This window comes from Streptomyces sp. NPDC088387 (genome assembly GCF_044753385.1).
Classification (GTDB): Bacteria; Actinomycetota; Actinomycetes; order Streptomycetales; family Streptomycetaceae; genus Streptomyces.
Genome location: NZ_JBIVNC010000008.1, coordinates 43,635 through 61,919, shown reverse-complemented (window position 1 = coordinate 61,919; position 18,285 = coordinate 43,635). Strand labels below are relative to the sequence as shown.

General features: G+C 72.4%; 18 protein-coding genes and 1 pseudogene. 7 read left to right on the top strand and 12 right to left on the bottom strand.

The window, feature by feature from the left end:
- The first annotated feature begins 75 nt into the window (after positions 1 to 75).
- A complete protein-coding gene (locus ACIQAC_RS22085; RefSeq protein ID WP_402193509.1) occupies positions 76 to 528 on the top strand; it encodes a helix-turn-helix domain-containing protein in 453 nt (150 codons plus the stop codon).
- 19 nt (positions 529 to 547) lie between these two features.
- On the opposite strand, the gene ACIQAC_RS22080 is transcribed toward ACIQAC_RS22085, so the two are convergent.
- Together ACIQAC_RS22080 and ACIQAC_RS22075 are read right to left on the bottom strand one after the other, a co-directional pair.
- Complete coding sequence (locus ACIQAC_RS22080; RefSeq protein ID WP_402193937.1) at positions 548 to 1,150, bottom strand: ClpP family protease; 603 nt, start codon at positions 1,148 to 1,150, stop codon at positions 548 to 550.
- Positions 1,151 to 1,152: 2 nt separating this feature from the next.
- Positions 1,153 to 1,806, bottom strand: a complete 654-nt coding sequence (locus ACIQAC_RS22075) for an ATP-dependent Clp protease proteolytic subunit (RefSeq protein ID WP_402193507.1) — start codon at positions 1,804 to 1,806, stop codon at positions 1,153 to 1,155.
- A gap of 210 nt (positions 1,807 to 2,016) precedes the next feature.
- Here ACIQAC_RS22075 and ACIQAC_RS22070 point away from each other — a divergent pair, with 210 nt between their 5' ends.
- Positions 2,017 to 2,499, top strand: coding sequence for a VOC family protein (locus ACIQAC_RS22070; RefSeq protein ID WP_402193506.1), 483 nt, complete (start codon positions 2,017 to 2,019; stop codon positions 2,497 to 2,499).
- Here the strand turns inward: ACIQAC_RS22070 and ACIQAC_RS22065 are convergent.
- Together ACIQAC_RS22065 and ACIQAC_RS22060 are read right to left on the bottom strand one after the other, a co-directional pair.
- Positions 2,484 to 3,410 (bottom strand): aminoglycoside phosphotransferase family protein, encoded by a 927-nt coding sequence (locus tag ACIQAC_RS22065; protein ID WP_402193505.1) that lies wholly within the window; start codon positions 3,408 to 3,410, stop codon positions 2,484 to 2,486. The genes ACIQAC_RS22070 and ACIQAC_RS22065 overlap by 16 nt on opposite strands.
- Before the next feature lie 51 nt (positions 3,411 to 3,461).
- Positions 3,462 to 4,427, bottom strand: coding sequence for an SGNH/GDSL hydrolase family protein (locus ACIQAC_RS22060; protein WP_402193504.1), 966 nt, complete (start codon positions 4,425 to 4,427; stop codon positions 3,462 to 3,464).
- Between the two features lie 167 nt (positions 4,428 to 4,594).
- Between ACIQAC_RS22060 and ACIQAC_RS22055 the strand changes: the two genes are divergently transcribed.
- The 3 genes from ACIQAC_RS22055 to ACIQAC_RS22045 all read left to right on the top strand — a co-directional run bounded on the left by ACIQAC_RS22055 (position 4,595) and on the right by ACIQAC_RS22045 (position 7,622).
- Positions 4,595 to 5,794 (top strand): esterase-like activity of phytase family protein, encoded by a 1,200-nt coding sequence (locus tag ACIQAC_RS22055; RefSeq protein ID WP_402193503.1) that lies wholly within the window; start codon positions 4,595 to 4,597, stop codon positions 5,792 to 5,794.
- 220 nt (positions 5,795 to 6,014) lie between these two features.
- Entirely contained in the window at positions 6,015 to 6,812 is a 798-nt protein-coding gene (locus ACIQAC_RS22050) for a VOC family protein (protein ID WP_402193501.1), read from the top strand.
- A 117-nt stretch (positions 6,813 to 6,929) separates the two neighbouring features.
- A complete protein-coding gene (locus tag ACIQAC_RS22045) occupies positions 6,930 to 7,622 on the top strand; it encodes a ribonuclease H (RefSeq protein WP_402193500.1) in 693 nt (230 codons plus the stop codon).
- A gap of 31 nt (positions 7,623 to 7,653) precedes the next feature.
- On the opposite strand, the gene ACIQAC_RS22040 is transcribed toward ACIQAC_RS22045, so the two are convergent.
- The gene (locus ACIQAC_RS22040; protein ID WP_402193498.1) at positions 7,654 to 8,484 is read right to left on the bottom strand and encodes a tyrosinase family protein; all 831 of its coding nucleotides are present in this window, start codon (positions 8,482 to 8,484) and stop codon (positions 7,654 to 7,656) included.
- Between the two features lie 31 nt (positions 8,485 to 8,515).
- Positions 8,516 to 8,884 carry a tyrosinase cofactor gene (locus tag ACIQAC_RS22035; RefSeq protein ID WP_402193497.1) on the bottom strand — a complete coding sequence of 123 codons (369 nt, stop codon included), beginning with the start codon at positions 8,882 to 8,884 and terminating at the stop codon, positions 8,516 to 8,518.
- A gap of 350 nt (positions 8,885 to 9,234) precedes the next feature.
- Here ACIQAC_RS22035 and ACIQAC_RS22030 point away from each other — a divergent pair, with 350 nt between their 5' ends.
- Together ACIQAC_RS22030 and ACIQAC_RS22025 are read left to right on the top strand one after the other, a co-directional pair.
- The gene (locus ACIQAC_RS22030) at positions 9,235 to 10,452 is read left to right on the top strand and encodes an FAD-dependent monooxygenase (RefSeq protein WP_402193496.1); all 1,218 of its coding nucleotides are present in this window, start codon (positions 9,235 to 9,237) and stop codon (positions 10,450 to 10,452) included.
- Positions 10,453 to 10,593: 141 nt separating this feature from the next.
- Positions 10,594 to 11,091 carry a DUF6328 family protein gene (locus tag ACIQAC_RS22025; RefSeq protein ID WP_402193494.1) on the top strand — a complete coding sequence of 166 codons (498 nt, stop codon included), beginning with the start codon at positions 10,594 to 10,596 and terminating at the stop codon, positions 11,089 to 11,091.
- Here the strand turns inward: ACIQAC_RS22025 and ACIQAC_RS22020 are convergent.
- The 6 genes and pseudogenes from ACIQAC_RS22020 to ACIQAC_RS21995 all read right to left on the bottom strand — a co-directional run.
- Positions 11,076 to 11,774: a DUF2238 domain-containing protein gene (locus ACIQAC_RS22020; RefSeq protein WP_402193492.1), complete on the bottom strand. Its 699-nt coding sequence runs from the start codon at positions 11,772 to 11,774 to the stop codon at positions 11,076 to 11,078. The genes ACIQAC_RS22025 and ACIQAC_RS22020 overlap by 16 nt on opposite strands.
- 87 nt (positions 11,775 to 11,861) lie before the next feature.
- Positions 11,862 to 12,899, bottom strand: a complete 1,038-nt coding sequence (locus ACIQAC_RS22015) for a hypothetical protein (protein WP_402193491.1) — start codon at positions 12,897 to 12,899, stop codon at positions 11,862 to 11,864.
- Positions 12,900 to 13,004: 105 nt separating this feature from the next.
- Entirely contained in the window at positions 13,005 to 14,630 is a 1,626-nt protein-coding gene (locus tag ACIQAC_RS22010) for a serine/threonine protein kinase (protein WP_402193489.1), read from the bottom strand.
- Positions 14,631 to 14,772: 142 nt separating this feature from the next.
- Positions 14,773 to 15,732, bottom strand: a complete 960-nt coding sequence (locus ACIQAC_RS22005; protein ID WP_402193487.1) for a threonine/serine dehydratase — start codon at positions 15,730 to 15,732, stop codon at positions 14,773 to 14,775.
- A gap of 103 nt (positions 15,733 to 15,835) precedes the next feature.
- Positions 15,836 to 16,873: a polyprenyl synthetase family protein gene (locus ACIQAC_RS22000; protein ID WP_402193485.1), complete on the bottom strand. Its 1,038-nt coding sequence runs from the start codon at positions 16,871 to 16,873 to the stop codon at positions 15,836 to 15,838.
- Positions 16,874 to 17,193: 320 nt separating this feature from the next.
- Positions 17,194 to 18,222 (bottom strand): annotated as a pseudogene (locus ACIQAC_RS21995) (tetratricopeptide repeat protein); the annotation flags it as partial.
- Positions 18,223 to 18,285 lie beyond the last annotated feature (63 nt).

Genomic DNA, 18,285 nt, shown 5'->3' with positions numbered 1-18,285 from the left:
GCCGCTCCCGTCGATTCCCCCCAGAGCGGAACGCCCGTCCCTTCCCTGAGCGGGCAGGACTCCTAGGCTGGGAAGGTGAGCAACCAAGCGCCGAACGAAGCCCGCGTCATCCCCCTGCGCCCCGCCGCGCGTCCGGGGACCGCCCGCCCCGCGTCCGACCGTCCCGCCGCTCTCGGTCCGGCCCGCCCGGCCGCCGCCCCGCCGCGCAAGGGGCCCACCCCCGTGGAGCCCCTCTGGCGCGACCTGATCGGCGACGTCCTGCGCCGCGAACGCCTCGCGCAGGAGCGCACGCTGAAGGACGTCGCCGACGCGGCCCGGATCTCCATGCCGTATCTCTCGGAGGTCGAGCGGGGCCGCAAGGAGGCCTCCTCCGAGGTCCTCGCGGCCGCCGCCCGCGCGCTCGGCCTCGGCCTCGGCGACCTGCTGTCACTGGCCCAGGGCGAACTGGTCCGCTCCACCACCAGCCGCACCGGCCGGAGCACCACGGCGCCGAACGCGTCCCACAACGGGCTGTGCCTGGCCGCCTGACCGAGCCGCGCCCGGCGTCTCAGGCGAGCACCGGGCGCCGGCTCACCACCTGGTCGGCCAGTCCGTAGGCCACCGCCTCCTCGGCGGTGAACACCTTGTCCCGGTCCATGTCGGCGCGCAGGGTGCCGATCTCGTGGTGGGTGTGGCGGGCCAGCACCTCCTCGACCTGCCCGCGGATCCGGACCATCTCCTTGGCCTGGAGCGCCAGATCCGACACCGTGCCCTGGTGGCCGCCGCTAGCGGGCTGCCCGAGCAGCACCCGGGCGTGCTCCAGCACGGACCGCCGCCCCGGGTCCCCGCCGGCCAGCAGCACGGCCGCCGTGGACGCCGCCTGCCCGACACAGAACGTCGAGATCGGCGCCTGCACGTACGTCATGGTGTCGTAGATCGCCATTAGCGAAGTGAACGATCCGCCGGGCGAGTTGATGTAGATCGCGATCTCGTGCTCGGGCGCCGCCGACTCCAGATGGAGCAGCTGCGCGATGACGACGTTGGCGACACCGTCGTCGATCTCCGTGCCCAGGAAGATGATCCGCTCCGCGAGCAGCCGGCTGAACACGTCGTACGACCGCTCGCCCTGCGGGGTCTTCTCGACCACGTTCGGAATCGTGTAGGTCCCCATGGTCACAGCCCCATCCGTCGTCGTGCGGCGGCCGGGCGGACGTCGTCGAACGACTCCACGACCCGGTCCACCATGCCGTACTCCCTGGCCTGTTCGGCCGTGAACCAGCGGTCGCGGTCGCCGTCCCGGGAGATGGTCTCCGGGGTCTGTCCGGTGTGCTCGGCGGTGATCCGCTCCATGGTCCGCTTCGCGTAGTCCAGGTTCTCCGCCTGGATCTCGATGTCCGCGGTGGTGCCGCCGATACCGGCCGACGGCTGGTGCATCATGATCCGCGCGTTGGGCAGCGCGAACCGCTTGCCGGCCGTGCCGACACTCAGCAGGAACTGCCCCATGCTGGCGGCGAAGCCCATCGCGAGCGTGGAGACGTCGTTCGGGATCAGCCGCATCGTGTCGTAGATGGCGAGACCGGCGTGGACCGAGCCGCCGGGACTGTGGATGAACAGGCTGATGTCGGTGTGCGGGTCCTCTCCCGACAGGATCAGCAGCTGGGTGCAGACGCGGTTGGCGGAGACCTCGTCGACCTGGGTACCGAGCAGCACGATCCGCTGCCCGAGCAGTTGGGCGGCGAGATGGTCGTCGAACCGGGTGGGCTGGGTGTCGCCCTCCTCGGCCCGGGGCAGCGGACCCGGCCCGGGACGGGTGGTGAGTGGAGACATCGGCGCTCCTGAGTCGTGGACGTGGAAAGCGTTGCGATGTCCACCATCGGCGCGGACGGGGGCGGTCGGCGGATTTCTCGGCCCGCAGCAGATTCGCCCTCGGCAGAGCGGCCGCGGGACACGGCGCCACGAAGTGAGCGGGCGACCGATGAGTTGTGCCACGTACGCCGGTCGAAAGAGGTGACCGTGTTCACCGCCCAGGAGGTAGTCATGACGACCGACGGTTTCACCACGTGTCTCTGGTTCGACGGACAGGCCGAGGAGGCCGCCCACTACTACGTGTCGATCTTCAAGAACTCCAGCGTCGGTGCGATCGCCCGCTACGGCGAGGGCGCCCCGCAGCCGGCCGGCTCGGTGCTGACGGCCGAGTTCACCGCCAACGGCCAGCGGTTCGTCGCGCTCAACGGCGGCCCGCAGTTCAAGTTCACCGAGGCGGTCTCCTTCCAGATCCTCTGCGAGGACCAGGAGGAGATCGACCACTACTGGAGCAGGCTCACCGACAACGGCGGCGAGCCCGGCCCCTGCGGCTGGCTCAAGGACAAGTACGGCGTGTCCTGGCAGGTCGTCCCGGAGCGACTGCTCGCCATGGTCAAGGACCCCGACGCGCAGAAGGCCGAGCGCGCCACCCGGGCGATGATGGCGATGGGCAAGCTCGACCTCGCCGCCCTGGAGCAGGCCTACGCGGGCGAGTGACCGTCGCCGATCACCCGGGTCCGGTGCTGCTCCGCGAGGATCTCGGCGATCACATGCCGTGAGTTCTCGGCCAGCGCGGGATTGGTGTCCCAGTAGTACGGCAGCTGGATCAGGGAGATCGACAGCGCCCAGCCCCGGGCCCGCGCCCACTCCTCGTCCCCGGCGCCGACGGCCTCGCGGAATCCGTCACGCACCGACGCCGGCAGCAGGTTCCAGGCGACGACCAGATCCACGGCGGGATCTCCCACGCCCGCCACCCCGAAGTCGAGCACCGCGCCCAGCCGCCCGTCCCGCACGAGCACGTTCCCCGGCGACAGATCGCCGTGCGCCCACACGGGAGGGCCGGTCCGCCCGGGGACCCGCAGGGCCTCCTCCCACATCCGGGTCAGCTCCGTCGTGTCCATCCGGTCCGACAGCCGGGCGAGCGCGGCACGGGTCGGCCCGTCGCGCCCGGACAGCGGGCCGCCACGGCTGCTGGGCGGCCCGTCCACCGCGTCGACGCGGCGCAGCGCGGTGACGAAGTCCGCCAGACCGGCGGCCAGCGCCGCCGGGTCCTCGACCGCGCCGGCCATCGGATTGCGGCCCTCCAGCCAGCCGTACACACCCCACGGCCACCCGAAGCCGGCGCCCGGCCCACCGCGGCCCACCGGCCGGGGTACGGGTGTGTCCAGCGCGGGTCCCAGGCGGTCCAACCAGGTCAGTTCGTGGTCGATGGCGTCCACGGCACGCGGGTGCCGCGGCAGCCGCACCACGAGCTCCGGGCCCAGCCGGAACATGGCGTTCTCCGTGCCCGAGGAGACCAGTCGCGTCACCGGCAGCCCGGCCCACCGCGGGAACTGCGCGGCGACCAGCCGCTCGACCAGCGCCGTGTCGATGTCGACCTCGTCGTTGTGCATCCTCGTGGCACCCATGACGTCGGATCCCACCCGATCGCCCCGGCCCGTGTCGAACGAAATACGCCGTCACAGCGCCGAGCCGACCGCCCGGGTGATCTCGCGGGCCATCCGCAGGATGCCGGGGGAGCGGACCGGACAGGGCTTCGGCGTCGAGGTCGTGGGGGCCAGGCAGAAGTGCAGGTAGTCGTCCTCGCGGTGCAGGGCGGTGCGGTCGCGGTCCGGCTGGGTGCAGTAGTCCGGGTGGGCGCGCTCGTACGAGGTGCACGGCAGGTACCGCGACCAGGCGTAGCGCTCCCCGGCGGGGCTGACCGCCCGGCCCGCGTCCGCGAGCACGTCCGACCCGGCGGCGGCCTGCTCCCGGTAGATGCCGTTCACACTCCGGACCCGGTCGGGCGTGATCGGGTCGGGCCCCTGGAGCACCCAGACGATCCGCGGCGGCCGGTCGCCGCCCGCCGCGGTGATCTGCTCGGTGAGACGGCGCGCGTCGGCGGCGTACCGGTCGAGATAGCGGTCACGCGCGCTGTCGTACGTGATCTTGTCCATGCACGGTGTGTAGCCCCAGGCGTTGCCCCAGAACTGGAGGACCACCACGTCCGGCCGCTCCGCGCGGACCAGTGCTGCCGCCTTGTCCGCGTCGGGGACGAGCGAGGGCTCGCGGGTGCCCTCCAGGTAGTCGCACAGGGTCGTGCCCGAGTACGGCGCGCTGGTGTAGTCGGCGCGCAGGCTCCGGCGCAGCTCCTGGCCGAGGACGTTCTGGTTTTCCATGGCGAGCGAGTCGCCGAGGTAGAGCACGCCGGGGGCGGACTTCGGGGGTGCGCCCCGTGAGGCGGACGGGCCGCGCGGGGGAGAGCGGTCCGGTGAGGCCGAGGGCGACGGCGGGGCGGACGGCGCCGACTGCTGCCGGGTGGTGCTCGGCGACGCCCTCGGCACGTCCGGCGCGGGCGGCGCGGCCCCGGAGCCCGACTGCGGATCCCCGCACGCGCCGAGCAGCAGCACACACGCCAGCACGCCCACGATCCACCGACCGCGCATACGGCACTCCCGCCCCGCCTCCGAAAGGGGTCCCAGGCAAGCACGGCGGGGCAGGATGGGAAAGACGGCTGTCGGACAGCGACCGTCGACATCGAGACCGTACGCATGTGCGGTCCGGTCGCCTGGAGTTCGGACGGTGGTCATCCGGTGTCCCTACGGTGCGCGACATGAGAAGACCTTCGATCATGCTCGGCGCCGTCGTTCTGACGGTGGCGCTGGCGTCCCCCGCCGTCGCCGGCCACGGCGCCCCGCGCGGCGACTTCGGCCGCGCCACGCTCACCGGGTTCGCCTCCCTGCCTGCCGAGACGTACGTCCCGAACAGCGAGCCCTCGGGCGCCCTCATCGGCGCGGGCCCGTTCAACGGCATCGCCGCGCCCTTCCAGGACCAGCCCGTCCAGGGCTTCAGCGGCATCGTGAACCGCCGCGACGGCACCTTCGACGTGCTGTCCGACAACGGTTACGGCCAGAAGGCCAACAGCGCCGACTACCTGCTGCGTGTGAACCGGGTGAAGCCCGACACGAAGACCGGCAAGGTCCGTGTCCTGGGCGGCTTCAACCTCAGCGACCCGCACCGCAGGGCGCCGTTCGCGCTGACCCGCTCCGACCGGGTGCTCACCGGCGCCGACTTCGACGTCGAGTCGATCACGCGTGCCGCCGACGGCACGTACTGGATCGGCGACGAGTTCGGCCCCTGGCTGCTGCACTTCTCCTCGACCGGGCGGCTCCTGGAGGCCCCGATCGCGCTGGCCGGCGTGCAGGCTCCGGAGAACCCGTTCCTCAACGGCGCCACGCCCACCGTCGGCAGCAGCAAGGGCTTCGAGGGTCTGGTCCGTTCCGTCGACGGCAAGCGCCTCTACCCGCTCCTGGAAGGCAGCGTCACCGGCGACACGCCCGGCGACCTGCGCTTCAGCGAGTTCGACCTGCGCAAGCGCGCGTACACCGGCAAGCGGTTCGTGTACCGCCTGGAGTCGACCGCCCACGCCATCGGCGACGCCATCGCGATCGACAGGAACCGGTTCCTCGTCATCGAGCGCGACGGCGGCCAGGGCGACGACGCCAAGGTCAAGCGGCTCTACCTCGCCGACACGCGCGACCGCGACCACGACGGCGTCATGGACAAGACGCTGGTGGCGGACCTGCTGGACATCGCCAACCCGAAGGGCCTCGGCGGTTTCGGGGAGACGTTCCGCTTCCCGTTCCAGACCATCGAGGACGTCGTCCTGCTCGACGACCGGACGCTGGCCGTGCTGAACGACAACAACTTCCCGTTCTCCACCGGGCGTACGGCCGGCAAGGCCGACGACAACGAGTTCATCACCATCCGGCTCACCCAGGGTCTGCACGCGGACCCGCGGGCGTTCCGCTGACAGGTACCACGGAGCGCGTCGTCGCCCGTACGTCATGACGGGCGGCGGGCGGCGGGCGGCGGGCGGCGGGGGAGGGGGAGGGGCGCCAGGCACCGCCGGGCGTCCCGCGCGCACGGAACGGGTCGTTCGGCGCGCGGTCGGCCTCACTGATGACTAGCGTGAAGTACACGACTAGCGTGAGGTAAAGGACAAGTCCCACCGATCCGGGAGGGCCGGAGCCATGGCCGCGAAACCTGAGGGAACGCCGATCTGGGCCGACGCGATGTTCTCCGACGTCGAAGGAGCCAAGGCCTTCTACAGCGAGGTCCTCGGCTGGACCTTCGGCGAGGTCGCGTCGGAGTACGGCAACTACACCCAGGCCTACGTGGACGGGAAGGCCGTCGCCGCCGTGGTGCCGCCGATGCCCGGCCAGGAGGACGTGTCGCAGTGGTGTCTGTACCTCGCGTCGTCCGACGCGGCCGCCGCCGCGCAGCGGATCCGTGAGAACGGCGGCCAGGTGCTGATGGAGCCGATGCGGGTCGGCGAGTTCGGCTCGATGTGCCTCGCCAGTGACCCCGGCGGTGTGGTCTTCGGGGTGTGGCAGCCGGGCACGCACGAGGGCTTCGAGGCGCCCATGAGACAGCCGGGCGCGTTCGGCTGGGCCGAGATCTTCACCCGCGAGCCGCAGAAGTCGGACACGTTCTTCCCCGCCGTCTTCCCTTACACGGCACAGCAGATGGAAGACGGGGAGATGGACTTCCGCGTGTACAACCTCGACGGCGACCCCGCCCTGGGCCGGATGCGGATGACCGAGGAGTTCCCGCCCGAGGTCCCGGCGTACATCAACGTCTACTTCAACGTCGCCGACTGCGACCAGGCCGTCGCCACGGCGACCAAGCTCGGCGCGGTCGCGCGGTTCGGGCCGGTGTCCAGCCCCTTCGGACGGTTCGCCACGATCAGCGACCCGCAGGGCGCCACCTTCTCGGTGATCGACACGACCACCACCGAGGGCGAGATGCCCGGCCTGACCGACGTCTGACCGGCCTCCGACCGACCTCTGAGCGACCTCTGAGCGACCTCTGAGCGAGGCCCGACCGACCTCTCCCGGCCCGCTCCCGGGGCCGGACGCCCGGCACGTCCATGGCATGATCGGCTCATGCGTGAACGAGTGGTGGCCGCGTGCGACGGGGCTTCAAAGGGAAACCCCGGACCGGCGGGCTGGGCGTGGGTCGTCGCGGACGAGGCGGAGACGCCGACCCGCTGGGAGGCCGGCCCGCTCGGCAAGGCCACCAACAACGTCGCCGAACTCACCGCGCTGGAACGGCTGCTGACCGCGACCGACCCGGGCGTACCGCTGGAGATCCGGATGGACTCGCAGTACGCGATGAAGGCGGTCACCGCCTGGTTGCCCAACTGGAAGCGCAACGGCTGGAAGACCGCCGCCGGCAAGCCGGTCGCCAACCAGGACCTCGTGGTCCGGATCGACGAACTGCTGGGCGGCCGCTCGGTCGAGTTCCGTTACGTCCCCGCCCACCAGGTCGACGGCGACCCGCTCAACGATTTCGCCGACCGTGCCGCCAGCCAGGCGGCCATCGTGCAGGAGCCGGCCGGCAGCGGGCTCGGCTCCCCGGTGCCGCCGCCGTCCCCGGACACCCCGTCGTCCGGAGCGCCGCGCCGCAAGTCCGCCCGCCCGCCCGCCAAGAAGACCGCCGGCTCCTCGGCCCGCACGATCAAGGCGAAGTTCCCCGGCCGCTGCGGCCCGTGCGGCCGCCCCTACGCGGCGGGCGAGCCGATCGCCAAGAACGACCAGGGCTGGGGCCACCCCGACTGCCGCACGGCCACGGACTGAGGCACCAAAGAGACCGGCGGCCCGGCGGTCTCTAGGCGGCGTCCGTGTCGAACGTGTAGTGCCGCGTGTGGTCCAGCATGTCCGCCGGCGTCGTGTCGCCCCACGGGATCATCGGCTCGCCGAGATCCACGACGTCCGGCGTGTCGGCCGCCGGGAGATAGCGCCCGCCGGGGTGCCGGCGCTGCCACTCGGTCCACAGCTTGTCGACGTAGGCGTGGTGCAGCCAGAACACCGGGTCGTTCGGTGACACACCGGTGGCCATCTGGCCGCCGACCCAGACGTGCACCCGGTTGTGCAGATTGACGCCCCGCCAGCCCTCCAGATGGTTGCGGAACCCGTCCGACGCGCTGTTCCAGGGCGCCATGTCGTACGTCGCCATGGACAGCACCGACTCCACCTCGGCCCGCGTGGGCAGTTCGCGCACCGACCCGCCGAGCGAGCGCCGCAGATAGGCGCGTCCGTCCACCCGTACGGTGATCGGCCAGGCGCCGGCCTCCGCCGCGAACGGGCCGTCCGTCACGCGGCCGTCGCGGGCGCGCCCGGTGCCGCCCAGGAAGTCGGGTGCCCACAGCGAGGCGCGCACCGAGCGGTCGGTGGACCAGTCCCAGTAGGGCAGCGCGACCGTCGCGTCCACCGCTTGCAGGGCGCGTTCGAAGTCGAGCAGGAACCTGCGGTGCCAGGGCAGGAACGACGGCGAACGGTGGCCGGTACGCGGGCCGTTGTCGGTGTCGGCCATGATGAACCGGTTGTGGGTCGTGACGAACTCGTCGTAGCGGCCGCTGCGCTTTAGCTCCAGACACGCGGCGACGAAGCGCCGCTTCTCGTCGGCGGTCAGACGGGCCTGGTTCTTGCGGACGGTCATCTGCGGTGCTCCAAGTGTGCGGGCGGGAACGTCAGTTGGACGGGAACGGCAGCAGTGGCGCGCCCTGGAGGTCGGCCACGGCGGCGCGGGCGGCGGCGCGCGGTGTGGGCACCGGGTCGTAGTGGCTGACGACGCTGATCCAGGTGCCGTCGGCGTTGCGCATGACGTGCAGTTCCACGCCGTCTATGAGCACCTCGTAGCCGGGGCCGTGGTGGTGCTGACCGCCGCCGGGGACCGGCCGGCCCTGTATGCGGCGGCCCTGGTGGATCTCGTCGAAGGGCGCGGGGGAGTCGGGGTGATGGTCGCCGGTGGCCCGGGGCGCGGTCGCGCCGGTGAGGGCGGTGACGGTGGTGAGCGAGGCAGCGGTGGTGAGCGCGCGGCGGCGGCTGAGTTCGGGCATACGGAGCTCCAGATCCCGGTGGGTCGGCTGACTCCGTATGCCTATCGGGGCGGTGGAGAGCGGGAGAAATTCCGGAGAAGTGGTTGGCTCCGATCAGGACAATTGCCAAAATTTCGTGCAGTGTTGAACGAAGTTGATCTTGCCGTCCTGGGACCCGCGGCCGCCCGGAAGGGGTAATTCCTTCCCCGGGAGGCCCCGCGGTCCGCGATCCTTGGCCGACGGCCGCCGTCCCGGTGGCGTGGCTCACGTCGGCGAAGTGACGCGATCCGACAGGCCGTACGACTGCACCCCGGCCGTCGGCGTCCTGCTACTCTGCGTCGCGAAATGACCGCTTTGAGTGACTCCCAGGGGTGCCTGTGAAGGTCGTCTGCGTCGGCGGCGGGCCCGCCGGCCTGTATCTCTCGATCCTGCTGAAGCGGCAGGACCCCGCCCACGACATCACCGTCCACGAGCGCAATCCGGAGGGCTCCACCTACGGCTGGGGCGTGACGTACTGGCGCGGACTGCTCGACCGGCTCCACGAGCACGACCCCGAGTCCGCCCGCGCCGTCGACGCGAGTTCGGTCCGCTGGAGCGAGGGCGTCGCCCATGTGCGCGGACTCGCCACCCGGCACAGCGGCGACCCCGGCTTCGGCATCGGCCGCCACCGGCTCCTCGAAGTCCTCGCGGCCCGCGCCCGCGAACTCGGCGTCCGGCTGGAGTACGAGAGCGAGATCACCGACCGGAACCTGCCGGACGCCGACCTCGTGGTGGCCGCCGACGGAGTGCGCAGCGCCCTGCGCACCCGCCACGCCGAAGCCTTCGGCACCGAGGTCAGGGCCGGCCGCAACCACTACGTCTGGCTCGGCACCACCAAGGTCTTCGACTCCTTCACCTTCGCGTTCGTCGAGACCGGCCACGGCTGGATCTGGTGCTACGGCTACGGGTTCGGCCCCGAGCACAGCACCTGCGTCGTCGAGTGCGCGCCCGAGACCTGGACCGGACTCGGCCTCGACAGCGCCGGTGAGGCCGAGGGCCTGGAGCTGCTGGAGAAACTCTTCGTGGACGTCCTCGACGGCCACCGGCTCATCGGACGCGCCCAGGCCGACGGCGCCACCCAGTGGCTGAACTTCCGGACCCTGACCAACCGCACCTGGCACCACGGCAACCTGGTCCTGCTCGGCGACGCCGCCCACACCACGCACTACTCGATCGGCGCCGGCACCACCCTCGCCCTGGAGGACGCCATGGCCCTCGCCGGCGCCCTGCGCGAGGAGGCCGAACTCCCCGCCGCCCTCGCCCGCTACGAACACGAACGCAGGGCTGCCCTCCTCCCCGTGCAGAGCGCGGCCCGCTACAGCGCCCAGTGGTACGAGAACCTGCCGCGCTACATCGGCCTGCCGCCGGAGCGGATGTTCGCGCTGCTGGGCCAGCGCCACTCGCCCCTGCTCCCGTACGTGCCGCCCCAGCTCTACTACCGGATCGACCGGGCGGCCGGCCGGATGGAGGCACTGCGCCGGTTCAAGCGCTGGCTCGGCCCGAAGGTCGCCCGCACCGTGCACGCCCGCTCGCTGTCCGCACGCGACTGACACCCGGCGGCCACACGACGGACACCTTTTCCGGGATCCGGGGCACTCGTCGGTCCACGGGGTCAGTACGTTCCCGGCACCGGGAGCCCGTGCGCGCACGGGGCCGGAAAAGGATCGGTCAGCACGCACCGGGAGGACATCGTGTCGGTCACCGAGGACAGGACGCAGAACGACAAGGGCCGTGACGAGACCGAGGACGAGCGCGCCGACCGGAAGTGGCAGGAGCTGATCCAGGAGGTCCGGATCGCACAGATGGGTGTGCAGATCATGTTCGGCTTCCTGCTCACCGTGGTCTTCACCCCGGTCTACCGGGAGCTGGGGGACACCGAGAGAACGATCTACATATTCACCGTGGTGGTGGGCGCCGCCGCCACCGGCGCCCTCATCGGACCGGTGGCGCTGCACCGGATGGTCTCCGGCCACCAGGTGAAGCCCCACGCGGTGCGCTGGGCGGCCAGGCTTACCTTCGTGGGACTGTTCCTGCTCCTGGTCACCATGGCCGCCTCACTGCTGCTGATCCTGCGTGTGGCGACCCACGACGCCTACGTGCCGTATCTCGTCTCCGGTGTCGTCCTCTGGTACCTGGTCTGCTGGTACGGCCTACCGCTCTGGGCGCGGCACCGCTACACCGACCGCTGACCGGGGAGCGCGGCGAGACGGCGGTCGTGCAGCCGGCTCAGCAGGGTGAGGGAGACGACCGCGCCGACGAGCGCGCAGAACATGTCCCACTGCGTGTCCCACACATCGCCCTGCGTGGCCAGGAACGCGTCCGCCGCCTCGCCGCCGATCACGGCCGCCGCCCACTCCAGCATCTCGAACACCGAGCTGAACGCCAGGCACGCACACACCGTGAGCGGCGCCAGCCAGCGGCTGCCGCGCAACGGCGAGGTGCGGACGAGCAGTTCACGGACGAGGATCGCCGGGACGAAGCCCTGCACGAGGTGGCCGAAGCGGTCGTAGGGATTGCGCGCCAGGTCGAACGTGTCGCGCACCCATTCGCCGGCCGGCACCTGCGCGTACGTGTAGTGGCCGCCGACGGCGAGGACCAGCGCGTGCGCCGCGAGGAGCACACACAGCAGGTCGGTGAGCGGGAACCGCCGGCGGACGGCGAAGAGCAGGGGCAGTCCGAGGAACACCCAGAACGTCTCCAGGAACCAGGTCATACGGTCGTGCGGGTTCCACGCGGAGACGGCGAGGCCCACCACCACGACCCCGGCCAGCGCGGCGGGCAGGACCCGGCGTTGACCGGAGCGGGTGGTGGACAGCCCGGACAGGCCGGACGGGGCGGACTTGGTGGACGTGGCGGACACGGTGGACGGCATGGGAGGGCTCCTCGGTGCGGGAGCCCTCATGGTGGCGCCGGGCCGCGGGCCGCGGCATGAGTACGGCTACTCAGCCGGGCCCGTGCGTCATGAGCTCTGCTGCCCGGTGCGCGAGCCGCGCAGCGCCACCAGGCAGGAGGCGACGGCCTGTTGCAGCTCCTCCAGACGCGCGACCATGTCGTCCTCGTAGAACTCCTCGGCGTCGTCGAAGGTCAGCTCCTCGAACACCTTCGTCGCCTTCTGGAGGCTGTTGTAGAACCTCGTCCGCTGCTCCTGCACCCGCAGTTCGGGGTCGGCCTGCACGGTCTCGGCCACCATGGACTTCATCGTGTCGTAGGCGTCGGAGGCCCACTCGCCGGAGTCCTCGTTCTCGTCCAGCTCGTCGAGCAGGGACAGATGCCGCTCCGCCTCCTGCCGTACCTCGACCGGCGCGTCCACGGTCTGCCCGGCGGGCGTCCTGAACTGTCCCGACTCGGCGATCTGGCGGACGTATCCGATCCGGTCGGCGGCACGGCTCTCGGTCGCGACGGCCTTCTTCAGATCGTCGGTCCGTACGACGTCCCGCGCCAGCTCCGCCTGGAGGTCCGGGTCCTCGCGCACCCGGTCCAGCAGGGCGCGGCGGGCCGCCTGGGCGGTGGAGGGATCGGCGAGGATCGCGGCCCGCAGCGCGGTCGGGTTCTCCGCCACCTCCAGCGCCTTCGTGGGGCGGATGCCCTCGGCCTCGGCGGCCTCGGAGATGGCGGTACCGCGCTCGGACGTGGCGCTGCTGCGGGAGGTGTAGTACGTCAGCCAGACCTCGGCGTCCGGCAACTCCACGTCCTGGCCCGGCGCCAGCGCCTCGAACTGCGGCACCATGCCGTCGTCGGCGGCCCGGTCCCACGCCTTGTAGTAGCGCAGCACACGGTCCGCGGAGCAGCCGGCGAGGTCGGCGAACTCCTTCGCGGACACCTTCGGCGTCTCGTCCGCGCCCTGACCGCCCGGCCGGACACTGCGCGCGACCAGCAGCGCGAAGGCCCAGCTTCCGGTGCGGGCGTAGACACCGAACTCGCGGGCGTCGCGCGCCACCAGGTCGGACAGCGGCACGGGGGCGGCGGACGGCTCGGAGGGGGCGGGCGCTAAGGTCACGGACGACTCTCCTGAGGGGCTGGCGGTCCTGCGGAAGTGCAGACAGGCAGCCTATATGGGCCCATTGGCGATACTTTGCAGGCCCTCGCGGATGTGGTGGGACCGTCAGTCCACCGGCGGCTCGAAGGTCCGCAGCACGGTCTCCAGCGCCTCCTCGTTGGCCTTGTCGTTCCAGTCCTGCGCGGGTGCGGTCCAGCGCAGCGAGAACCCGATGCCGTCGCCGACCACCACACCCCGGCCGAACGTACGGAGTTCGGCGCCGTCGATCTCGGACAGCCACTGCATGTCGGCGGCCTTGCGGCCCTGGTACGTCGTCGGACGGATGTCGCCGAGCCGCTCGAAGCCGTCCGTCTCCTCCAGACCCGGCTGGACGTCGTCGCGCCAGACCGCGACCGGGTCCGGCCCGACACGCTCGCTGTAGGTCACCGCGAGGGTCCGCGGGTCGTCGTCGGCGCCGAGCGTGACGCGGTACGCCAGGTCCGACACCCGGTCCGTGTCGAGCGTCTTCCACCCCTCGGGCAGGGCGACGGCGAAGCCCTCGGGGGAGTTGAACCGCCTGAAGCCGTCCGGCAGACCGCTCGGGGAGGGCGGGGGCGTCGTGGGGGTCGCGGACGGTGAGGTCGGCGCCGAGGGGGACGGCCGCTCGGCGGACGGCGGAGGCGGCGCGGCCGAGGGCGCCGACGCGGACGGGGCGGAGACGGACGGGTTCGGCCCGCCGCCCGGCGCGGCGGTGCTGTCGCCGTCCGGCGACGAGTCCCGGGTCACCACGAACACGGCGACCGCGACCGTGACGATCGCCAGCGCCGTCCCGGCGACCATGGTGCGCCGGCTCCAGCGCGACCCGGCGTGCAGCGCGGTGGCGTAGGCGCGCCGCAGCCGGGGGCAGGGGCCGGCCGACAGCGCCGCGTCCGGATCCTCGCGCACCACCCGGACCAGCGCCTCGCGCACCACCTGCCGGGTCAGCCGCTCGCGGGAGTTCTTGCGCAGCAGCCCCTGCACCACCTGGGCGAGCGGCCCGGCGCGCAGCGGGGTGCGCAACGGCAGCCGGTCCACACCCTTCAGCGTGGAGTCCGGCCGCTCACGGTCCCGGAACGGCGGCCGCCCCTCGACCATCGTGTAGAGCAGCGCGCCGAGCGCCCACAGGTCCGCGGCCGGCCCGATCCGCTCGTCCCGTGCCTGCTCGGGGGAGGCGTACGACGGTGCCGTGAGCCGCGGCGCGAGGGTGGCGCCGGCCAGCCCGAAGCCGGTGACCACCAGCGGTCCGCGCTCCGGCACGAACAGCTGGCCGGGGCTCAGCTCGCCGTGTGTGATGCCCTCGCTGTGCGCGACCTCCAGCACGTCGAGCAGTTCGAGGCCGAGCCGCGCGGCCCGCACATAGTTGAACGAGCCCTCCTCCGCAAGGAGTTCGGCGAGCGGTGTGCCGCCGACCCACTCGGTGACCGTCCACAGCGTGCCCGTGTCCTCGAACGCGTCGACGACCCGGGCCACCCGGCCCGGCGAGATCGCCGTCATCACCTCGGCCGTCCGCATGATGCTGCCGACCGTGCGCCGCGCGACCTCCTCCTCGCTTCCGACGGGCAGCCCCACCTGCGTCAGCAGACACGGACGACCCGCTTCGACGTCCTCGCCGTACCAGCTGACGCGATTCGTCTCCTGGAGCACCACGTCGAGGAGCCGGTACCGTCCGGCGACCAACCCGTCCACTGAGACGTGCGCCTTGATCATGGCCATCCCTCGCTGAACCGCGTGTTGTTACCTTGCCCACACAGGTACGGCGCGTGTGACGCCCGGTGTTCAACGGGAAGGGCAACTCGGAGCACGGATTCCGGACGAGTTCAAGAGGTGATGGTCCGTCAGGTGGACCGCGATGCTCTCATCGCAGGCCGAAGCGCTGCGTCCACGCGACGATTTCGCCGGGTGTGGTGTTCCCGCCGCAGACCACCAGACCGAGCCGGACATCCTTCCCGATCCGCTCCACGACCTGCCGGGCGGCGGGCAGCAGACAGCCCGCGGCCGGTTCCGCCCACACCTTCGCGTACTCGGCGAGGTCCAGACAGCCCTGCACGGCCTCCCGGTCCGACACCACCAGCACCTCGTCGACGAGCGCCGCCACATGGTCGTACGTCAACTGCGACACGGCGGGCGCGCACAGTGTCGTCACGACCGACGACGGCGTGACCGGCAGCGGACCGCCCGCCCTGAGGGCCTCGCCCATCGCCTGTGCGCCCTCGGGCTCCACACCCCAGACCCGCAGCCCCGGGCGCCGCGCCCGCAGGGCCGCCGCCACTCCGGCGATCAGCCCGCCGCCCCCGATGCTCACGAGGACGTCGGTGAGTTCACCGGCGTCCTCGGCGAACTCCAGGCCCACGGTGCCCTGTGCGGCGATCACCACCGGGTCGTCGAAGGGGTGGACGAGCGTCAGGCCCTCGTCCCGCAACACGTTCACGAGGGAGAACGCCGAGCCCATGTCGTCGGTCAGCCGGACCGAGGCACCGGCGTCCCGGGCGAGCTCCACCGAGCGGGCGGGCGCCGTACGCGGCATCACCACGGTCGCCTTCACGTCGAGGGCGGCGGCCATGACCGAGAGGGCGATGCCGTGGTTGCCGCCGCTGACCGCGACGACACCGGCGGCCCGCTCGGCCTCCGTCAGCGACAGCAGCTTGGCCGTGGCGCCGCGCGACTTGAAGGAGCCGGTGCGCTGCAACAGCTCCAGCTTGGTGGTGACCGGTACGCCGAGCAGCGTGGACAGACCGGGGCTCGGCACGGTCGGGGTCCGTACGACATGTCCGGCGATCCGCCCGGCCGCTGCTTCGATGTCCGAGATGCCGATCAAGGTGCTCACCCTTTCGGCGCGGTGGGCTGGGATCCGCGCCGTACCGAACCCTGACCCGGTCCGAGCCGAAAGGTCAACACCGGTCGGACTGCCCGGACAGGCCCTAGAGGTCCCGCCCGACCAGGTACTCCAGCAGCGACCGCAGCCCTTCCGCGGCCTCCGGCGCCGGTTCCGTGCCCGCCAGCGACGTCTCCACGGCGGCGAGGTGGTCGCGGGCCCGCGCCAGCGCCTTCGTACGGCCCCCGGACCGTTCGATCAGCGCGGCCGCCTCCGCCGGGTCCCCGCCGTGACCGAGGACGTCGGCGAGCCGGTCGGCCGCGGCGTCCGGCGTGTCGAGGGCGAGCAGCACGGGGAGGGTCTTCTTCCGCTCGCGCAGATCGCCGTGCACCGGCTTGCCCGTGACGGCGGGGTCGCCCCAGATGCCCAGCACGTCGTCGGCGATCTGGAAGGCGACGCCCAGATGCCGTCCCGCCCGGTCGAGCGCTGCGACCAGCGCCGGGTTCGCGCCACCCGCCCGGGCGCCCAGCGCCGCCGCGCAGCCCAGCAGCGCGCCCGTCTTGTGCTCGGCCATCAGCTCGTACTCCGCCGGGCGCACCCGGTCGGGCCCCGTCCAGGGACGCCCCGCGAAGAGCAGGTCGTCGGCCTGGCCGTGCACCAGGTCGGTGAGCGCGCCGGACAGCAGCCGCACGGCGTCCGTGCCCGCCGGGGTGGCCGCCAGGGTCCCCACGGCCAGCGCGAAGAGCGCGTCGCCCGCGAGTACGGCCGGGCCGGTGCCGTACGCCCGCCACACCGTGGGCCGGTGCCGCCGGGTCGCGTCGCCGTCCATGATGTCGTCGTGCAGCAGCGAGAAGGCGTGCACCAGCTCCACCGCGACGGCCGCGGGCACTCCGGCCGAACCGGGGGCGCCCGCCGCCTCCGCGCCTAGCACGGCGAGCGCCTGCCGCACCCCCTTGCCGCCGGACGCCACCGCCGGGGCGCCGCCCACCTCGCACCAGCCGAACGAGTACGCCGCCATCTCGCCCACCCACGGGTGCAGTCCGTCGACCGCCTCACGCAGGGCGGGTCGCACCAACGCACGACAGCGGTCGAGGACCTGGGGTGCGCGGACCCGTGGCAGGACCGTCACATCGAGCGCCGTCATCGCACGACCTCCAGGTCCTTGCCGGCCGGCCGGGACCCGGACGCACCGGCGGCCGGCCGGGACTCGGACGCACCGGCGGCCGGCCGGGACTCGGACGCACCGGCGGCCGGCCGGGACTCGGACGCACCGGCGGCCGGAGGGGACTTGGGCGCGCCGTCCAATGCGGATGCGTCGCGCAATACGGATGTTGCGTCGCGCAATACGGATGTGTCGCCCGACGCGGATCGCACGCCCGACCGTGTGTCGCCGCGCAGCGCGGTCTGCCCGCCCAGCGCCGCTTCGCCACCCGACGCGGCAGCGTCACCCGGTATGGCCCCCTCCTCGACCCGCATGCCGAACTCCTCCTGGGCCCGCGTCACCATCTCGCGCGCGTGCCGGAGGCCGATCCGGTCGAGGACCCGCGCGAGGTCGGCCAGTTCGGCGGCGGTCTCCGTGTGGTCGCGGCCCAGCCGTGCGCGGGACTTGGCGAGGCCGAGCCGGGACAGTGCCTCACCGCGCGGCTCGCTCATCGCCCGGAACTCGGCCAGCGCCCGCTCGTACAGCCTGCGGGCCTGCTCGTAACGCCCCGCCCGGTACAGGACGTTGCCCTGCATCTTGTGGTTGTAGGCGAGCGCGCTCGACAGTTTCATCTCCCGGCACGACCGCTCCGCCTCGGCCAGCAGGGCCAGCGCCCGCTCGGTGTCGCCGTCCCGTACGGAGACGACGTCGGCGAGGCCGCGCAGCGCCCAGGCGTGTCCGCGCCGGTCGTCGGCGCCGGCCGCGATCCCCGCCGCCTCCTCGAACAGCTCGTACGCCTTGTCGTGGTCGCCGGAGTTGCGGTGCATCTGTGCGATGCCCTCCAGCGCCCACACCGTGTGCCGTGCCTCGCCGCGCCGGCGGGCCTCGGCCAGCAACTGCTCGTGCAGCCGGCCCACGGCCTCGTAGTCGCCCTGGATCCGGCCCGTCTCGGCCAGGCCCGCCAGGGAGTAGCCGCGCACCACGACATCGCCGCCGCGCTCCCCGAGTTCGGCCGCGAGACCGAGCAGCCGGAAGGCCAGGGAGAACGAGCCGCGCTGGCGGGCCAGCGTGCCGCCGCTCCACAGCGCCCATGCCATCGCCGCCGTGTTCCCGGCCTCGCGGGCCGCGCGGTAGCTCGCCTTCCACGCCAGGTCGGCCTCGCGCACCTGGCCGAGCCGCCGGTGCGCCTCCGCGACGGCCAGTCCGCAGCGGGCCACCTCGTCGGGGTGGCCGGCCCGCTCGGCGGCGCGCAGTTGCTCGGTGCCGGTGGCCAGGACCTCGGTCAGCGAGGAGTTGACGGACAGTGCGGTGAGGGACCCCTGATACTCCGGGGCGACTGCCTTGGCGAACATGAATGCCTTCCGGTGCTGTGTCTGTTCTTCACGACAGGGACGCCACGAACCGGCTATACGCAG

Coding starts and splice junctions, on each gene's coding strand:
- ACIQAC_RS22080 (WP_402193937.1), bottom strand. CDS start 1,150: ATGGGGACCTACACGATTCCGAACGTGGTCGAGAAGACCCCGCAGGGC.
- ACIQAC_RS22075 (WP_402193507.1), bottom strand. CDS start 1,806: ATGTCTCCACTCACCACCCGTCCCGGGCCGGGTCCGCTGCCCCGGGCC.
- ACIQAC_RS22070 (WP_402193506.1), top strand. CDS start 2,017: ATGACGACCGACGGTTTCACCACGTGTCTCTGGTTCGACGGACAGGCC.
- ACIQAC_RS22065 (WP_402193505.1), bottom strand. CDS start 3,410: ATGGGTGCCACGAGGATGCACAACGACGAGGTCGACATCGACACGGCG.
- ACIQAC_RS22060 (WP_402193504.1), bottom strand. CDS start 4,427: ATGCGCGGTCGGTGGATCGTGGGCGTGCTGGCGTGTGTGCTGCTGCTC.
- ACIQAC_RS22055 (WP_402193503.1), top strand. CDS start 4,595: ATGAGAAGACCTTCGATCATGCTCGGCGCCGTCGTTCTGACGGTGGCG.
- ACIQAC_RS22050 (WP_402193501.1), top strand. CDS start 6,015: ATGGCCGCGAAACCTGAGGGAACGCCGATCTGGGCCGACGCGATGTTC.
- ACIQAC_RS22045 (WP_402193500.1), top strand. CDS start 6,930: ATGCGTGAACGAGTGGTGGCCGCGTGCGACGGGGCTTCAAAGGGAAAC.
- ACIQAC_RS22040 (WP_402193498.1), bottom strand. CDS start 8,484: ATGACCGTCCGCAAGAACCAGGCCCGTCTGACCGCCGACGAGAAGCGG.
- ACIQAC_RS22035 (WP_402193497.1), bottom strand. CDS start 8,884: ATGCCCGAACTCAGCCGCCGCCGCGCGCTCACCACCGCTGCCTCGCTC.
- ACIQAC_RS22020 (WP_402193492.1), bottom strand. CDS start 11,774: ATGCCGTCCACCGTGTCCGCCACGTCCACCAAGTCCGCCCCGTCCGGC.
- ACIQAC_RS22010 (WP_402193489.1), bottom strand. CDS start 14,630: ATGGCCATGATCAAGGCGCACGTCTCAGTGGACGGGTTGGTCGCCGGA.
- ACIQAC_RS22000 (WP_402193485.1), bottom strand. CDS start 16,873: ATGACGGCGCTCGATGTGACGGTCCTGCCACGGGTCCGCGCACCCCAG.